The organism is Leptolyngbya sp. CCY15150 (genome assembly GCF_016888135.1).
Taxonomy (GTDB): Bacteria; Cyanobacteriota; Cyanobacteriia; order RECH01; family RECH01; genus RECH01.
On record NZ_JACSWB010000278.1, the window covers coordinates 110953 to 128500 of the forward strand.

Below are 17548 nucleotides of genomic sequence, written 5' to 3' on the forward strand. Positions count from 1 at the left end.
CCTTGCACCACCCAGTTGTTCAGCTCAGTATTCTAAGACAGCGTTTGTAACTGATGGCACCCAAACTTCACTCTCAAACCACTCCGTCTGTGACTCCGCCTGCTGCAAGCGGGGGAAATGGCTACGCGCCCTCTGTCCCCATTTCAGTCTACCGGCAGCTTGCGGCGGAGCTAGAAACCACCAAAGGTCAACTCATTTCCGTCAGCCATAAAAACCAGCAACTCATCCAGCACAATCAGCAACTGCAGCAGGCTCTTACCAGCCTAGTGCAGTCAGCGTTGATGGTGCAGCCCTTGGTGGGCGGTACGGCTGCACCATCTACTGCGGCAGCTTCTCCCCCATCAGCTCCATCTGCCCCGGCCCCATCAGCTCCGACAGCATCGGCCAGGCCCATGGCGGAACCGTCATCTGCGACAGGCCAAGCGCCATCGGCTCCTGATCTACCCAGCTTCGATGCCTTCTTTACGGAGCAGACCGAAGCCCCCCAGCCTGCAGAAACTCGTCAGCCTCGGAGTATGAATGGACTTTGGCTGACGCTGGTGATTGTGGTGGTGATGCTCACCGCCTTTGGAGCTGGTTTCTTAGTGGTGCGTCCGCTGCTGCAAAATAATGGCAGCGATCGCTAGGGCTACAGCTCGCAGTAGCGCTGGGTGACCTGATGCCGGTAGGCGAATAATCGATCAAGCTGGGCTTGGACAAACCAACCGCCCATGAGATCGCTAACCCAACCGCCGGGTAGGGAAAAGGCGATCGCATCCGTGAGCCGAGTATGATCGCCCTCGGCTTTGAACTGATGGCGATGTTGCCAGTAGGCGAAGGGGCCGGTGACCTGTTCGTCGATAAATTCTTCGTAGAGATCGCAGGCGGTATGGCGGGCCAGCCAGCGCAGGGGAATGGGCCCCAGGAAAAGCTGAAATTCACTTTCCGCACCCACCCCCAGGCCGCCCTCACGCCGCACTACAGACACGGCCTGCCAGGGCGGGGTGAGCAGGTCTAGCACATCAGGGCGTTCGTGGAACTCCCAAACGGTGCTGGCGGGGGCTTGGATCAGACTGGAACGGGAAAAGTTCATCATGGGGTTCAAGGGGCGTCACAGGGGTGGGGCTAGGTCAGGAGATGCATCTATGCGGGCTTCGGGCAAGATCAGCATGGCATCCCCAAAGGAATAAAAGCGGTAGGCTTGGGCGATCGCGTCTTGGTAGAGCGACAGCAGCCGTTCGCGGCCAATTAAGGCGCTGACTAGCATCATCAAGCTTGATTTGGGCAAGTGGAAGTTGGTAATCATGCCGTCAACCACCTGCCAGGTGTAGCCGGGATAGATAAATAAATTGGTTTTGCCGGAGAAAGGCTGTAGGTGCCCCGATTGGGCTGCCCCTTCAAGGGCCCGCACCACCGTTGTTCCCACTGCAAAAACGCGGCCGCCTTGGGCCTTCGTGCGGGCGATCGCCTCCACGGTTTCTGGGGAAATATCCAGCCACTCGCCATGCATTTGGTGGTTGGTGATCACCTCCGCCTCCACGGGGCGAAAGGTGCCCACGCCCACATGCAGCGTCAGGTAGGTATGGTTAATGCCAGCGGATTGTAGGGTTTCGAAGAGTTCTGGGGTAAAGTGCAGACCAGCCGTGGGCGCGGCAACGGCTCCCGGACGCTCGGCGTAGACGGTTTGATATTGCTCGGGCTCGGCGGTGCTTTCGGTGATGTAGGGCGGTAGGGGAATCTTGCCCAGGTCATCGAGGAGCGACAGCAGCGATCGCCCTGGTGGGGTTTGAAATTCAATAATCCGCCCGCTGGTTTCGGGATCGACCTCTTGGATCGTGCCGACGAGGGTTAAGGACGGATCTTGGTCGGGATTGCCAAAGGTGATCTGGGCACCGGGGCGCAGCCGCCGTCCGGGGCGCACCAGGGCGAGCCATTGGTTCACCCCCCGTTCCTCCAAGAGTAAAATTTCCGCCGCCGCCCCACCGGGTTTGCGGCCATAGAGACGGGCGGGCAGCACACGGGTATTGTTGAGTACCAGTAAGTCCCCAGGTTTTAACCACTGCGGTAAGTTGTAGAAATGCTGATGCTCATGGGTGGTGGTCGAGTTGACTACGAGCAGCCGAGAGCGATCGCGGGGGACGACTGGATTTTGGGCAATTCGCTCCTCCGGAAGGTGGTAATCATAGGCCGAGAGCGATCGATCCAGGTCATTAGATGGGTTTGATGGCACAGGTGGTGGCGTGGCCAAACTGTCGTAGGTCATAGAAGAGAGTGCGGTTCACTAAAATGTTGGGGTTAGGTGGCCTAGAATGCCCCAATCCGTTAGGTTGAAGCAGCAAGGGGTGCTGATTAGCATATCGCACCGTTCCTAAGGATGGGTTAGCACAACCCAACAAAACAAGGGAAGGGTTAACCCGGCTAATACCCAGAAAATCCAGAACTTGGGTGGACTTCCCCATAGTAAGTCGGGTGCTTCTCCCCTACTCACCCCTGTCTAAAGGAACCACAATGAGAACAGGGAGAAATGAGGCTCAACTTCGAGCAAAAAGATATGGAATACCTTTACTATCTAGCCAACGCCAGCTTAGTGCTTCGGGTGATCGAACGTCTACACAACACCACCTGGCTGCCAGTACAGTTTATGACCGTGATCCACCAAATTGATGGATGGGTGGTGAAAGTTAAGATCGATGGATGCCTTGATGCTCAGCGCCACGGAGACTTTCAGGCGTTTCTTGCTGAACTTGGCATTCCCAGTGAACCCGATATCCGCGTGCGCATGGCGCTGTGGGGTCTGGAAAATGGACAATCGCCAGTAGACGTGATGCGTCGCTACCAAGTGGCTGTGGTGTCCCATGGGCAGCCCGACCGCAATGAAATTGAAGAATTTCGCCGTCAGTTTGTGCAAGGTCTTGGCTACTGCCCAGAAACGCTAGCCTAATCACAAGCCCTCATCAAAAGCATTGACGATGTAATCTAGGGTGAGCCAGTCGTTGTCGTAGATGACCGGTATCCCAAGTTGAATAGAGACTGGTTGACTGGTTTGACCATCAGCACTGCCTGGAGAGATCGGGCGGTGCTGTTTTGCATCTGGCTGTTTTGCGTTAACAGGGGGCGATCGCCGCAGGACAAGGGCAACATCAAAGCGGCAGTCCATATCGCTCAGGTGAGGATAGCGGGATAGAAACAGCTCTGCGGCTCGGCCCAGTTTAATTTTCTTGCCAGGGGTGATCGCCAATCGTCCGTCGGCATCCCAGTTGCCAGTGCTGCGGGTTTTCACTTCCACGAAGGATAGGGTGCCACGGCTGCGTCCGTCGGAGCGATAGGCCACTAGGTCTAGCTCACCCCATTGGCAGCGCCAGCGCCGCTGTAAAATCGTCCAACCTTCTTGGATCAGCCACTGGGCTACCAAGCGTTCACCGCGATCGCCTAATGCTGCTCGGTCTTGCTGCTTGCTGTCATCTCCCATGCTTGACCTCCTCTGTCTACTGATCGAAGTCTACTGATCGAACGATCCTGCCCCAGATTCCGGTAGTATCAGGATACAGCGTCGCGTTGAACAAGGGTATGGAACGTTTTCCAGTAGGTCGAAATCTCCGACAAGTGGTTGTCCGTTTTCAGGCCATGGGGCAGGTTCTTCGTCAGCAATGGCACCGATTAGGGGCGATCGCCCTGGTGGGAATCTTAGGGGGAGCGATCGCCCTAACCTTTTATCCTGGTAAGGCTTGGGCAGAAGACTACACCAAGCAAAACCTAGTGGATTCAGATTTTTCCCATCGTGTTTTGACGGACTCTAGTTTTACCAAAGCCAATCTGCGTAACAGTGATCTCAGCTATTCAGACCTGCGTGGGGTTAGCTTTTTTGGCGCAAACTTAGAAAACACAAATCTAGAAGGTGCGGATCTTAGCTACGCGACCCTCGATACGGCTCGTCTAGTCCGCTCGAATTTGACCAACGCGGTACTCGAAGGTGCCTTTGCCTTTAATACAAAGTTTGATGGTGCCACCATTAGCGGGGCAGATTTCACCGATGTGCTGCTGCGGGGCGATGTTCAGGAACAGCTTTGTGACATGGCGTCAGGCACCAATCCCACCACCGGACGCGATACCCGCGAAAGTTTGAGCTGTTATTAATCAGATATTGATCAGAAATGGATGACGGCATTCCGCAGGCCAAGCCACAGCCTGCGGAACGCGTTCTACTTGAGGTTACGCCTGCATATGTTTTTCCAACAGGCTCTTCGCCATGGGTTTGTAGAGCAGGTGGAACAGCATTTCAATGTACCGCAGCATATCTTCGCGGTTTTCTTGAGAGGTGTAGTTCCAGAAGCCGTAGATTTTGGAGAGCGAGAGGAGTTTGGTGGCGTGGATCTTCCAGGTGTAGGTACTGTAGACCCGGTCGATGCCCCGCTGGGAGATCTCTTTCCAATAGTCGGGTTTATGCTCACACTTCGATAGGAAGTCGAGAATGACCTCCGCCATGTCTTCGTGGTGGGTGGGGTTAATGTAAAACCCGTTGTGCTTGTCTTGGATAATTTCCAGCGGCCCACCAAACCGGGTGCCGAAGGTGGGTAATCCGGAGATCATCGCTTCCAAAATGGTGAGACCAAAGGCTTCAAACAGGGCAGGCTGCACGAAGATGCCTTGGCGATCGGCAATGACGCGATAGACTTCCCCCGAATCGGTCTTAGGTAGCCGCACCCCTAGCCAGCGTATTTTCCCCTGCAGATTGTACTGATCAATGATGTGATACAGCTTCTCAATTTCGCTGATTTCTTCGCGATCGGTGGAATCCTCGGTGCGCAGCTTACCGGCAATCAGGATCAAATTGCACTGTTCTTGGAGGGCTTCGCTTTTGCCAAAACATTCTGCTAAGCCGGTGAGATTTTTGATCCGATCCAGCCGGGCCATGGAGAACAGAGGACGCTTGTTAGGGTCATCTAGGGTGCCGAAGATGGCGGCTGGATCGTTGTCGGTAAACAGGAGCTTGTCGAGGCGATCGCGATCGCCCGGCACTCGATCTTCGCTGCGGTGATAGGGGAAATAGACGGTTTCATTGACGCCCGGCGGCACCACGTTAAATTTGGGGCTAAACAGATCAATGCCATTCACCACGTGGTACAGCTCCGGCATGGTGAAGCGATGGTAGGACTCGTATTGACCCACACTTTCCTTCGTGCCTACAATTTCTTGGTAGGTACTGCTAACCACAAAGTTGGCGGAGTTCATGGCAATCAGATCGGCCGTGAACTGGATGGAGAAGTGATACTGCTCTTCTAGATCCTGCCAATAGAGGTTGCTGAACAGATATTTCGACTTTTCGAGGGCATGGGCAATGATGCACTGAGTTACCTTGAGCCGTCGGGCCAGCAGGAAGCTGACGAGGTTGCCATCTGAGTAGTTGCCGATAATCAAATCGGGCTTGCCTTGAAACTCCGCCAGCAGCTCCCGTTCGGCATCAATGGCAAAGGTTTCTAAATAGGGCCAAATCTCAAAGCGCGAGATCCAGTTTTGGGTGTACTTGGGATTAAATTCCCGGAACGGAACCCGCAGAATCCAGGCGTTGTGGGTGGCGTGGATTTTCTCCAGCCGTTGGTTACACAGCGTATCTTCGCAGTTGGGCAGCAGGCGCGTCAGCACAATCACCTTGGGATAGGCCGATTGCACATCCAGACCCGCCAGGCTAATCTCTTCCTGAAGCTGCTGCTCGATACTGCGCACTTGATCCAGCACATAGACCACCTGTCCGCCGGTATCGGGGCGGCCCAGCACCCCTTCTTGGCCAAACCAGCCATGGGGAGACAGCAACACCACGCGGAAGATCATGGGAATCCGCGAGATGAAGGTTTCTAGGGCTTGGTGGTCGGGGGAGTCGATCAGGCTGTCCAGCATGTCTAAGGTTTCGCGCACCCGTCCTGCGGTGTTGCCCCAGCCGGGTTCAAACCCTAGTTCCTGCAGCTCAAATCGGAATTTGTTGTAGGGTTCGTTGGTGTCATAGCGACTGACAAAGTTAATGGCGCGCTTAATTTGGCTGGAAAGCTGCTGCTGGGATTGGATGCGACCATTAATCAGCAGTTGGGTGCCGTTATGGCGGTGCAGGCTGAGGAATTTATACAGCGCCTCTAGCCACTGGGTGGGATCCTGGAAGAGCTTACTCGACATAAACCGGTTCAGGTAGTCTACGCCCTTGCCGATATTTTTTGAGTCGCGGATGGCGGGGGAGTAGTCGTAGAAAGGTTCGAAGTCGATTTCTAGGACGTCTCCCTCTTGGGGATGGTGGCGGTTGACGAAGCGATCGCGTAGGTCTAGCAAGTCCTGGGGCGTCATCGGTTCAATCGTTAGGTCTTCAAAGACCCAATAGGCCTGCTCGTTGGCAATTTTGGGGCGGATGATTAAACAAAGGCTCTCCTGCTCTAGGATGATTTCCTGGACATAGTAGATGAGTTTGCTGAGGTGAGACTGCTGACGAAAGTCCTCTGACCTGTCGTAGGTGTTGCAATAGTCTGAGAAGGCGGTGAGAATATCGTTGCGCAGCAGGTAGCGCTGGTCTCGTTTCCGCAGTTCGCTGGCAAACTGACGTAGGTCGGTACGTTCGTTGCTGTCTAGGACGGCTTGGATCAATTCGGACATTGGCGATTCCCCTTAAAATGCTGTGAATTTAAAGTACATGTGGTGAAGAATCTCCCGGTGGATCGTTGAGATCTGAGGAGAGATGCGGTCAGAAGTCCCAAGATGGTTGGGTGATAGGCCAGAGCCGGACTGCGTTTAGGTGCGACTGTAGCCACCTAGGCTACAGTCTGGCAGACGTTTGGCGTTCCTCAGCGAGCTGAGTCGTTGAGGATGAGAGCAGGCACTGACGTTATGATCAGGCACGGATCGACAGGATGGGTATGGGGCGATCGCCCTAGGATCTCTCTAGCTGGAGAGGATTCCTCAACCCATGGGTCGGTTGTGTGTTGGAGTCCCTATGACGTCGTCCCTGAAGATGGGGGACGGGCTGCGCGGTGATGCCCAGCGGTCGGGGGTGGACGGGCGATGACGACGAGGGCAGCAGCGCTAGCTAGTGGACAAGCTAAACGATGCCCTCAGTCCATTGAGGGACGACAACGGCAAGGCAATTCCCTATGGGTCACCTCCATTGAGGGAGTGTGACATCCATCTTGACGGATCAATGCGCTGCGTAAATCTATCTAGGTGTTGATAAATTTCTAGGCGGGACGACAATGCAGACCGGTGGAATGATGGTAGAGATCTGGACTCAGAGATGAAGAACGATGCGATCGCCATCCTTGAGCAACCTTGAACCTAGCCCATCCACGGCCTTACACCCTGCATATTGCTTAATGCCACTCCATCTTAATCACAACCCCTAGGCGATCGCCTTTAGAAATGTATAAAGTTACGCAATAAAATCTTGAATTTTTGTGAGACGTAGCGATGTCATGGTTTTCTGATGGACAGCGAATGCAAGGGGGATTGGGTCGAGGGTTGGGATCATCATGGCTGACGTTGGCAGATCGGTGCTGTTGTCCGTGAGTGTTTGTGCTTATAGATGCCTTGGTGTATCTCGGGTGCCAAGACAGGCGAGGAACCCTAGTCTTTAAAGTTAGATAAAAATAGCTGAGGTGAACCGATAAGCGATACTGTAAGAGTGGTATTGCATCGAGTTGGACAGGAGCGATCGCCCTCACCTAGATAAGGTTAACGCGGGCTAGAGATGGTTAGCATGGGTGCCCACCTGCAGGTCGCACATCGAGACTGTAGACATCCAGCGCTCGGCTGAGCTGACGCCGAAGCCCCTAACCCTTCAATCTCCAAATCAGGGGTTAAGAAGAGCCGATATCTAGTGCTGTCTCCCAGGCTTGGAAGGCAGTTAGGGTGAGGGACAGATCATGGAGTTCTTGAGCCGGACAGTATCCTGTGCTGGTGCTGGCTTTAGCTGTTGTAAGAGATAAAGAGGTGCGGCACCCTTGCCTTACTCTCGGGTCTTCATGGTGAGGATCGAGAGGGGTGAGGGATGGGTGTCCATCTTCTAGATCGCGGTTGTGTTGTATCCCTTTTAACGACAACTTTTATGGCTCGCTCTCCTCTCTATCGTTCTTTTGTGCGGATTTTTCGTCAAGCTTGTGTTGCCAATGGGGGGCATGGTTCTGGGCGGCGCTCGCCTCGTTTCGGTCGGCGGCGCTTTCTCAACTATGCTGCCCTAGCTGGGGGTGGGGCGATCGCGGCAACGGTTTGGCCTAGGGTGCAGGCTGTGTGGGGCGATACTCCGCCCACGGTGGCGATCATTGGCGGTGGTTTGGCGGGGCTGACGGCGGCCTACCACTTGCAAAAAGCGGGCATTCTGGCGACGGTGTATGAGGCCAAGTCTCGACCGGGAGGGAGGGTGCGATCGGTGACCCACGCGGTAGGGCCCAATCTCACGGTTGAGTTAGGGGCTGAGTTGATCAACACCGATCATGCTGATCTGCTGGCCTTGGTGGATGATCTGGGGTTGACGCTCTACAGTCGCTTAGACGAACTGACCCAGTCTGCTTGGCCGGAGTCTGCTTACTATTTTGAGGGCACAGCCTGGACGGAGGAAACTCTGGTGGAGGCCTTTCGTCCCATGGCGGCACAGTTGCTAGAAGATGCCAATCGTCTCGATGAGGCTTGGGATCGCTATGCCCCCATCCTTGATCGTCTATCGGTGGCAGACTATTGCGAACGCCATCGCGATCGCCTCCCGGAACCGGTTGTCTACAAGTTGCTAGCATCCACCATTCGCAGTGAATATGGCGTGGAGCCGGAGGAGTCCTCCATGCTGCAGTTGATCTTTAGCCTGCCCTTGATCACCGATGATGATCAACTAGAACTCCTGAGCACCAGTGATGAAGCCTATACGGTGGAGGGCGGTAGCGATCGGATCATTACGGCCTTACGCGATCGCTTGCCGGGACAGCTTCAGCTCCAGAAACGCCTGGTGCAGCTACGAAGTGTGGGCGATCAATACCGCCTTACCTTCGCCGATGCTACGGAGGTGGAAGCTCAGGTGGTAATTGTGGCGATTCCCTTCCCGGTGCTGCGGGATGTGGAGCTGAATGTGAATCTTCCAGCTCGGTTTCGGCGATTTATTAACCAGGCCCAGCTTGGCCTGAATGAAAAGCTGATTATGGGCGTGACGGATCGCGTGTGGCGACAGGCGGAAGGTTTTGCTGGCACGGCTTGGACTGATCTAGGGTTTGTGTCAGCCTGGGATGCTACCCAGCGGCAATCCCAACGCTCGGATGGAGCAATCACGTTCTTTATGGGCGGACAGGAGGTAGAGGCAACGAGGGCGGTGGGGGCCCAGAGTTTGGCCCAGCGCTTTGTGGAACGCATGGCCTCCTATCTGCCGGATCTGCCGGATGCCCAGGGCGATCGCTCCATTCGCACCTATTGGTACAACGACGCTTTGGTCAAGGGCGGATACAGCACCTTCCGACCAGGGCAATATACAGCGTTTAGCCAGTTTCTCTACGTTGACTCGGATGATCCTGAGGAACGGCAGCAGGTTGCTTTTGGTAATCTAATCTTTGCGGGCGAACATCTCAGTGACGCTTATTATGGCTATATGAATGGTGCCGTGGAAACGGGTCGCCTCGCGGCCGGCGTTGCCCAACGACAACTGACCATGGGTTAACTATGGGTTAACCAGCGGCCTCCAAGGCGATCGCCCCACCTCCGTTCTCCATCCGTGAGTTCGATGATGTTATGGCTAGAAAACCGATGGATGGGTTGATGCATGAGCGGCAGCATCCTGTATCAGCGCTCCACGAGACGGTGCTGGTTGCGCCTAACAGCGCCCTACAACTAGCTCAGGATGAACGAAGAGGCTGATAACCTCCGTCGAACTCACGTGCTCCCCATCAAACTGCTAGAGCTGTGCCACCATGAACCTCACCCTTACGGCAGATACTTTCTCGGTTGAGCTGGAGCCTATGGAACGCTTTTGGGCGTTTCACCTTGGGGCTCGCATTGACATCCCTCGCGCTCATATTCAATCGGTGAGCAGCACGATGCCGCCCCTCAGTTGGCGGGTGCTGCGTGCGCCAGGAACGGGTTTGCCCTGGCTGGTGGCGGGCACGTTCTACACTGAGCAGGGGCGCGAATTTTGGTACATCACCCAACGCGATCGCATTCTAACCCTGGATCTGACGTCCCAGGACTACTACAAGCGGCTGATTCTCACCGTGGAGGATCCGTCTGCCTGGCTAGCTCGACTGCAGCCGCTGCTTTAGGATCTCCATGTCTTCGCCTTCTAATTTATTGCTAAAACTCAGTCGGCGGATCTGCCGCGATCCAGATGAGCAAGCGGCTTTTATGGCAGCGTTGACCCAGCCCCAGCCGTTTCATCCTTGTTTTCTTTGGTGCCACGAGCCGCCAGAGCGACCGTTTGCTACCCTGCCTCCCCTGCCCTGGCAGCCCAAGTTTGTCGATCGCCTTGTTCTCCATGAACAGCCGGGTAAACATCCGCTCCATGAGGCGGGCTATGGCTACTGTCTGGATTTTTCGTCCGTGTTTGCCGCCTCGGTTCTGGAAGCGATCGCCCCACCGGAGCCGCTGGTGGTGGATGTTTGTGCATCGCCGGGGGGCAAGAGTGTGTTTGCTTGGCGATCGCTTCAGCCTAGGCTGTTGATTGCCAATGAAACCATCGGCAAACGGGTGCCGGCCCTGCGGTCAAACCTGAAGCGCTGCCGTATCTCGCCGGCCCTCAGCCTCAGTGTCGATCCCCAGGTGTTGGCAGACCTGATGCCCCATACCGCCGATGTGGTGATCGTGGATGCGCCCTGCTCAGGACAGTCGCTGCTGGCCAAGGGCAGCAAAGCACCGGGCTGTTTCCATCCGGTGACTATTAATAAAAATGCCAACCGCCAAAAACGCATCTTGGCCAATGCCGCTCAGGTGGTGGTTCCAGGGGGTTACCTGGTCTATATGACCTGTGCCTATTCACCGGAGGAAAACGAGCAGGTGGGCGATTGGTTTCTCCAGCGGTTTCCCCAGTTTGCCGCGGTAACCGTGCCCCATCTGGCGGCCTACCAATCTACCCTCAGCGATCGCCCCTGCTATCGCATGTTTCCTCAGGATGGCCTAGGTGCTGGAGCCTTTGCCCTGCTGCTGCGCTCCACCAAGGCAGGACAGCCCGCGCCCCTGCCGGTGTTGACCGATCATCCCGCCGTTAGGATACATTAGTTCTCTGGGCTGGGGCGATCGCTGGAATCACCTGGCTCGTTGATTGTGTGAGTGCGACCCCTATGGTGTCTGAGCCTAAGCCTGAATCTGAGTTAGTCGTGCAAGAGATTGGCGAGCAGGGCCTCCTGCGCCGTTTGCAGAGCTACTGTCCGCCGGAGATGGTGGGGGATGATGCTGCGGTGCTGGCTCTACCGCCGGATCAGGATTTGGTGGTCACCACCGATGTGTTGGTGGATGGCGTTCACTTCAGTTTGGGGCTAGCCCTGCCCCAGCAAACCACGTCGCCGACGGATGTGGGCTGGCGGGCGATCGCTGCCAATCTCTCTGACCTGGCCGCCATGGGCGCTAGACCGGTGGGGTTGACCATTGGGCTGAGCCTGCCGGGGACAGTGCCAGTGGCTTGGGTGGAAGCGCTGTACCAGGGTATGGCCGCCTGTGCCGCTGCCTATGGAACGGCGATTGTGGGCGGCGATATTTGCCGATCGCCCGTGGTCACCTTGGGGATCACGGCTTTGGGCCAGGTGCATCCCCAGCGAGTGCTGCGGCGATCGGCGGCTCAGGTGGGGGACGCCATTGTGGTGACCGGTGAACATGGCGCTTCGCGGGCTGGGCTAGAGCGGTTGCTGTCTCCTGACGATCCCTGTCCGCTGTCTGTGGGCCAGCAACAGCGGTTGATCCAAGCCCATCAGCGTCCTCGGCCTCGGCTGGATGTCTTGCCCTTGCTGGAGGCCGTGGGAGTCTGGCAGCTTGATCGGCCGATCGCTGCCATGGATAGCAGTGATGGTCTAGCCGATGCTGTGCTGCAAATCTGTCAGGCTAGTGGCGTCGGTGCCCTTCTGGAGCGATCGCGCCTACCGACACCGCCGGAGGTGGCCCAGTGGCAATCGGCAGAGCAGGCCCTAACCTGGACGCTCTATGGTGGGGAAGATTTTGAGCTGGTGCTATGTCTGCCGGAGGCGATCGCCCCAGCCTTCGTTGCCCAGTGCCCCGGCGCGGCGATCATTGGCTATACGACGTCAGCGCTTGAGGTGGTGGTGGGCGATCGCTCCCAGTCGGGTGAGTCTCAGCCCAGGGATGCATCCTATCTTTCCCTACAGCAAGGGTTTCAGCATTTTGACGAAGCCTAGATTGGGAAGCCATTGGGGGAGCGATCGCGGATCACCTAGCCCAGCTTGGGCTGGTTGGCCGCCGATAGGCTGGTCACGGCATCGGCGGAGCAGAGCCGCTCTAACACCTGTTCCGCCGTAATCAAGCGCTTGAGCACGACCTGCCCAATGGCCCCAGGTGAGTTCAAGGCACCCGGCTTCACTTCCACCATCACCACCGCATCCTCAACTCGGTAGAGCCATAGGGTTTCGCCCTGCTCCACCAGATAGAGGTTCATGCGATGAAGTTCAGGATTGCGCCGCCAGGCCAGCTCGTCCCACAGCCCGCCAATCCCCCAGACTCGACCAATAACCCAGCCATCAGACAAAAAGAAATACTTCACGGATGTGTCCTGTTCTACACAACCTCAACTCATGCCCCAGAGTGATGGCCATGACGCCATCAACGACTGCGGCAATGGTGAGTGGGAACCGATATGTACTGAATTAGATTATCACCCTTGCTGCAATCGGTAGCGCTTTCACCGCTTGGCTTAGGGATTGGGGGCAGGTTGGAAGGGCAGATGGGGGCGATCGCCCCGTCCTCCGGCAACCGGCTGGGCCCTTAGTCAACCTGCAAGTCGGCGGCGGCGGAGCTAGCGTCGAGGGCATCCTTGAGCCGGGCGGTGCCGCCGTCGAGGTAAATGGTGCGAATATCCACCGGCAGCAAGTCTTCAAGCTGCTGGCAGCCTTTTTGAAATTCGGCGCGCACGGTAGTGGGGGTGAGCATATCTCCTTCGGCCTGCAGGTAGGCGGAGATACGGGTATCGCTCCAGTGAAAGGTGTGGCTGAGCAAGACAATTAAGCGCCGCGTGGGGGGAAGTTGCTCAAGGGCTTGGTCAACGTAGCACCAGAGGGGCGGTGAGGTGTGATCTAGGGAATAGTGAATGTCTTCCACCGGGGGCAGCTCAGCTCGGTTGATGCACACCGCCGTGATGTTAATCAGCCAGCTTTGCAGGGTCATCTGGGCGGCTCCCCCTTCGGCTCCTGCCGGCCGTTCCCGTCCCGGTTCATACAAATCCAGCCCCCCCAGCTCGTGATAGATATGTCGCCAGGTCATGGCAAAGAGATAGTCTGCCTGAACCGGCGATCGCGCTGAATGGCGGATGAGGGTGTAAACCAGCGGGCTATAGCGGCAAAAAATCGCAGTAAAGTATTGCCCCGCTTCAGGATGGCGCTGGAATAGGGTCAACAGCTCTTGATCGCTATAGTGAGACAGCGATCGAATCAGCGGATGACTACATTCTGGAAAGTTGGGGACTTGCACAATAGCCAATAACCAAAATCAAAACCTGGGAGACAAGGGGGCGATCGCTTGTCCGACTTGAAGCCTCCCTAGCCTGACGCCCTATCCATGGAGTCAAGTCCTCTGAATTATAAACAGTCCTTGCTGTTCCCAACGAAAATTTCACGGGAGGTGTCGGTCGGGAGGGCGATCGCCTTCCAGCGGCGGCGGCCACGTCACCGTGTTGATCAAGGAGCTGATGGAATGGCACACCCTGATGGAGCAGCTTCAGGATTGATCGAGATCACTCATAGACCATCCTTGATACTGATGGGTACCAAGATGGGCATAGATGTGGGTATAAATGCCAAAGTATAGGGGTATAACCTAGACCCAGCCTAGGCTGGCTGGGTTACTGGTAACCAGCGATGGGAAGATGGCAACGGGAGCGATCGCCCCTCACTTAAGCACAACTTATCAAACTGTCCTAAACTTCCTAGGGGTCTCTGTCCGATTGTTAAGTCACGCAACGATATACTGAACAGTAGAAAAACCACTAGTTGTTCAGCTTATACAAGCTTGGCTCAGCATCCTCGGTTCTATCCAGCGATCGCTCAGCCTGATTGAAGCCCATCCACCAAACTTCGAGCGTATGAACTCATCTGGTATTGATTTACAGCGAAGTTTTATTGAACTCCTGATCCAGCTAGGCCTGCCAGCGGAGCTTGCTAAGGCCGTTTGGGTTCCCCTACCCTTGCTCCTGATGCTGGTCTCTGCCACCGTTGGCGTGTTGGTCACCACCTGGCTAGAACGAAAAGTATCTGCCGCTGCCCAACAACGGATTGGCCCCGAATATGCCGGGCCCTTTGGGATGCTGATTCCCGTCGCCGATGGCGTCAAGCTTTTATTTAAAGAAGACATTGTCCCGGCAAAAGCCGATCGCTGGCTCTTTACCCTGGGCCCGGTGTTGGTGGTGGTGCCGGTGTTCCTCTCCTTCATCGTGGTGCCCTTCGGCCAACACATGCTGATTACGGACCTCGGGGTCGGCATTTTTCTATGGATTGCCCTGTCGAGCATTGCCCCCATCGGTCTGCTGATGTCAGGCTATGCCTCCAACAATAAATATGCGCTTCTCGGTGGTCTACGGGCCGCTGCCCAGTCGATCAGCTATGAAATTCCCTTGGCGCTCGCGGTCTTGGCCATCGTCATGATGTCCAACTCCCTGAGCACCATCGACATTGTGGAACAGCAGTCGGGCTACGGCATCCTCGGATGGAATATCTGGCGGCAGCCGGTCGGATTCCTCATTTTCTGGGTGTCTGCCCTGGCCGAATGTGAGCGCTTGCCCTTTGACTTGCCTGAAGCGGAAGAAGAACTGGTGGCGGGCTACCAAACAGAATATTCGGGCATGAAGTTTGCCCTCTTCTACCTAGGCTCCTACGTTAACCTAGTGCTATCTGCCCTGCTGGTAGCCGTGCTATACCTCGGGGGCTGGGAATTTCCCATTTCCATCGATCTGATCGCCAGTTGGATTGGGGTGAGTGAAACGACGCCGTGGCTTCAGGTCGTCACCGCTTCCTTAGGGATTGTCATGACGGTCTTTAAGGCCTACCTGCTGGTCTTTCTAGCTGTGTTGGTGCGCTGGACCGTGCCTCGGGTGCGCATCGACCAACTGTTGAACCTGGGCTGGAAGTTCCTGCTGCCCATCGCCCTTGTTAACCTATTGGTGACGGCGGGGCTGAAACTAGCCTTTCCCATCGCCTTTGGCGGTTAAGACCGATCCTTAACGACGGTCTACCCTCGCGTTACCCATTGCAGACGCCGATTATCTGAGCATACCGAGAGAGCAAAACACCATGTTGAAGTTTCTCAAACAAGTCAGCGACTATACCAAGGAGACGCTGCAGGCCGCCAAGTACATTGGTCAGGGTCTGTCGGTGACCTTCGACCACATGCAGCGCCGTCCTGTCACGGTGCAGTATCCCTACGAGAAGCTGATCCCGTCTGAACGCTATCGCGGACGCATTCACTTCGAGTTTGATAAGTGCATTTCCTGCGAAGTCTGTGTACGAGTTTGCCCGATCAACCTGCCTGTGGTGGATTGGGAATTTAACAAAGAATCCAAGAAGAAAAAGCTGAAGCATTACAGCATTGACTTCGGCGTTTGTATTTTCTGCGGCAACTGTGTGGAATATTGCCCCACCAACTGTTTGTCGATGACGGAAGAATATGAACTAGCAACCTACGATCGCCATGAGTTGAACTACGATAATGTAGCGTTGGGCCGTCTACCCTATAAGGTGACCCAAGATCCAATGGTGACGCCTCTACGGGAATTGGGATATTTGCCCAAGGGTGTCTTGGATCCCCATGATCTGCCTGCGGGTTCCCGTCGGTCTGGCAAGACCCCAGATGAAATTCTGGAAGAACAAGAACAGGAAACCCCCTCTAAGTAGCCTATGGCGTTGGTTGCACAGCCAGAGTTTGAACGAGGTTGTGCTGCCAATCCTGCTTGTGGGCCCAACTATCAAAAGCCGACCAGTCCACCAGCCATAATCGTTGATTTGGCTGGTGGTGTAGGGCATGTGGATTGGGGTGCATCCCTGAACCATGGGATCGTGAGAGAAGGAATAGCGCCGAAATCTACACCTGACTGATACCATTCCTTTAGCGGTAAAGCGCAACAATACGGATGGCTCATCCAGTAGGCGGCTCAGAGAACGGTTAAGACACTGACAACCTGTATAGAGCAAAGCGAAACACAACCCTTTAGATCCGTCCTGCTTGGGGGCACCAAGTGGACGTAAAACAAACAGCCTGTGGAGGCGTTCTGACCGGGGGTATCCAGGCTTGCTTGGGTATCTAGGCATGAGCCAGAGAAGCAGGAAATCTTTGGAGTGATCCAAGGACTCTCCACTCCTATCGTCTAGCGATTGAGTAGAGAGGATGTCAACAGCCGATAAAGAAGGAGATTCATCAGTTGTGAATTTAGCCGATGGAGTTCAGCTCGTTTCGTTTGGGGTGCTAGCCGTGATGATGCTCGGCACAGCCCTCGGTGTGGTGTTGCTATCCAGCATCGTCTATTCAGCGTTTTTGCTTGGGGGGGTGTTTATTAGCATCTCTGGGCTCTATATTTTGCTGAATGCAGGCTTTGTGGCGGCGGCCCAAGTGTTGGTCTATGTCGGCGCGGTGAATGTCTTGATCCTGTTCGGCATCATGTTGGTCAACAAGCAGGAAGATTTCGTGCCCCTGAAAAATGTGTGGCTGGGGCGAGCGGCGACGGCAGCGGTCTGCATTGGGTTGTTTGCTCTCCTGGGCGCGATGATCTTAACCACCCCCTGGCAAGTGTCTATGCTGCCTGCGGCGGGAGACAACGCAACGGTGATTATTGGTCAGCACTTGTTTAGCGACTTCTTGCTGCCCTTTGAGCTGGCCTCGGTGCTGTTGCTGATTGCGTTGATTGGGGCGATTGTGCTGGCACGGCGAGAGTTTCTGCCTGACCTAGATGCCGACACGATTCAACGTCCAGCTTTGACCTTGCCTGAGCGCCCTCGGGAGTTGGCTGGGGTGGCAACAACCCCCAGTGACTCGGAGAGTTAGGGAAATCTAGAAGCGATCGCTCCCCAGCGATCGCTTCCTGTTGATGTGGTGTTTTTAATCTGTACTCTGTAGATAGTCATGATTTCTCTTCAGTATTTTCTACTGCTAGCCGCTGCCCTGTTTTGCATCGGCATCTATGGTCTGGTCACCAGCCGTAATGCCATTCGGGTGCTGATGTCGATCGAACTGTTGTTGAATGCCGTGAACCTCAACCTGATTGCCTTCGCCAACTACCTCGATCCGGCTAGCATTAAGGGGCAGGTGTTTGGGGTGTTTGTGATTACGATCGCGGCGGCGGAAGCGGCCGTGGGGCTAGCCATTGTGCTGTCCATCTACCGGAATCGCAACACGGTGGATATGGAGCAATTCAATCTCCTCAAGTGGTAAG

Annotated in this window: 17 protein-coding genes; 11 read left to right on the forward strand and 6 right to left on the reverse strand. The window is 55.5% G+C overall.

Annotated features, from left to right (window positions below):
* Positions 1-53: 53 nt before the first annotated feature.
* Positions 54-626, forward strand: a complete 573-nt coding sequence (locus JUJ53_RS21015; RefSeq protein WP_204153985.1) for a hypothetical protein — start codon at positions 54-56, stop codon at positions 624-626.
* Positions 627-628: 2 nt separating this feature from the next.
* Here the strand turns inward: JUJ53_RS21015 and JUJ53_RS21020 are convergent, their stop codons facing one another.
* Positions 629-1075 (reverse strand): SRPBCC family protein, encoded by a 447-nt coding sequence (locus JUJ53_RS21020; protein WP_204153986.1) that lies wholly within the window; start codon positions 1073-1075, stop codon positions 629-631.
* Between the two features lie 15 nt (positions 1076-1090).
* Positions 1091-2242 carry a tRNA preQ1(34) S-adenosylmethionine ribosyltransferase-isomerase QueA gene (gene queA / locus JUJ53_RS21025; protein WP_204153987.1) on the reverse strand — a complete coding sequence of 384 codons (1152 nt, stop codon included), beginning with the start codon at positions 2240-2242 and terminating at the stop codon, positions 1091-1093.
* Between the two features lie 288 nt (positions 2243-2530).
* Between queA and JUJ53_RS21030 the strand changes: the two genes are divergently transcribed.
* On the forward strand, positions 2531-2920 hold the full coding sequence (locus JUJ53_RS21030; protein WP_204153988.1) for a hypothetical protein: 390 nt from the start codon (positions 2531-2533) through the stop codon (positions 2918-2920).
* On the opposite strand, the gene JUJ53_RS21035 is transcribed toward JUJ53_RS21030, so the two are convergent.
* A complete protein-coding gene (locus JUJ53_RS21035; protein ID WP_204153989.1) occupies positions 2921-3448 on the reverse strand; it encodes a YraN family protein in 528 nt (175 codons plus the stop codon).
* 98 nt (positions 3449-3546) lie between these two features.
* On the opposite strand from JUJ53_RS21035, the gene JUJ53_RS21040 reads away from it, so the two are divergent.
* Positions 3547-4113, forward strand: coding sequence for a pentapeptide repeat-containing protein (locus JUJ53_RS21040; RefSeq protein WP_239125256.1), 567 nt, complete (start codon positions 3547-3549; stop codon positions 4111-4113).
* 75 nt (positions 4114-4188) lie between these two features.
* Here JUJ53_RS21040 and JUJ53_RS21045 read toward each other — a convergent pair whose 3' ends face one another.
* A complete protein-coding gene (locus tag JUJ53_RS21045; protein ID WP_204153990.1) occupies positions 4189-6609 on the reverse strand; it encodes a sucrose synthase in 2421 nt (806 codons plus the stop codon).
* Positions 6610-8053: 1444 nt separating this feature from the next.
* Here JUJ53_RS21045 and JUJ53_RS21050 point away from each other — a divergent pair.
* The 4 genes from JUJ53_RS21050 (at position 8054) to thiL (ending at position 12317) form a co-directional block, all read left to right on the forward strand.
* The gene (locus tag JUJ53_RS21050) at positions 8054-9640 is read left to right on the forward strand and encodes an NAD(P)/FAD-dependent oxidoreductase (protein WP_204153991.1); all 1587 of its coding nucleotides are present in this window, start codon (positions 8054-8056) and stop codon (positions 9638-9640) included.
* Positions 9641-9890: 250 nt separating this feature from the next.
* On the forward strand, positions 9891-10238 hold the full coding sequence (locus JUJ53_RS21055) for a hypothetical protein (protein WP_204153992.1): 348 nt from the start codon (positions 9891-9893) through the stop codon (positions 10236-10238).
* A 7-nt stretch (positions 10239-10245) separates the two neighbouring features.
* On the forward strand, positions 10246-11190 hold the full coding sequence (locus tag JUJ53_RS21060; protein ID WP_204153993.1) for an RsmB/NOP family class I SAM-dependent RNA methyltransferase: 945 nt from the start codon (positions 10246-10248) through the stop codon (positions 11188-11190).
* Between the two features lie 62 nt (positions 11191-11252).
* Positions 11253-12317 (forward strand): thiamine-phosphate kinase, encoded by a 1065-nt coding sequence (thiL, locus tag JUJ53_RS21065; protein ID WP_204153994.1) that lies wholly within the window; start codon positions 11253-11255, stop codon positions 12315-12317.
* 35 nt (positions 12318-12352) lie between these two features.
* Here thiL and JUJ53_RS21070 read toward each other — a convergent pair whose 3' ends face one another.
* Positions 12353-12679, reverse strand: a complete 327-nt coding sequence (locus JUJ53_RS21070) for a hypothetical protein (RefSeq protein ID WP_204153995.1) — start codon at positions 12677-12679, stop codon at positions 12353-12355.
* Between the two features lie 221 nt (positions 12680-12900).
* A complete protein-coding gene (locus JUJ53_RS21075; protein ID WP_204154168.1) occupies positions 12901-13602 on the reverse strand; it encodes a sigma-70 region 4 domain-containing protein in 702 nt (233 codons plus the stop codon).
* A 610-nt stretch (positions 13603-14212) separates the two neighbouring features.
* Here JUJ53_RS21075 and nuoH point away from each other — a divergent pair.
* From nuoH to nuoK, 4 genes are all read left to right on the forward strand, one after another.
* Positions 14213-15334, forward strand: coding sequence for an NADH-quinone oxidoreductase subunit NuoH (gene nuoH / locus JUJ53_RS21080; RefSeq protein WP_204153996.1), 1122 nt, complete (start codon positions 14213-14215; stop codon positions 15332-15334).
* Positions 15335-15416: 82 nt separating this feature from the next.
* Positions 15417-16016: a photosynthetic/respiratory NAD(P)H-quinone oxidoreductase subunit I gene (gene ndhI / locus JUJ53_RS21085; RefSeq protein ID WP_343328006.1), complete on the forward strand. Its 600-nt coding sequence runs from the start codon at positions 15417-15419 to the stop codon at positions 16014-16016.
* A 526-nt stretch (positions 16017-16542) separates the two neighbouring features.
* Positions 16543-17160, forward strand: a complete 618-nt coding sequence (locus tag JUJ53_RS21090) for an NADH-quinone oxidoreductase subunit J (protein ID WP_204154170.1) — start codon at positions 16543-16545, stop codon at positions 17158-17160.
* An 81-nt stretch (positions 17161-17241) separates the two neighbouring features.
* Entirely contained in the window at positions 17242-17547 is a 306-nt protein-coding gene (gene nuoK, locus JUJ53_RS21095) for an NADH-quinone oxidoreductase subunit NuoK (protein WP_204154171.1), read from the forward strand.
* Position 17548 lies beyond the last annotated feature (1 nt).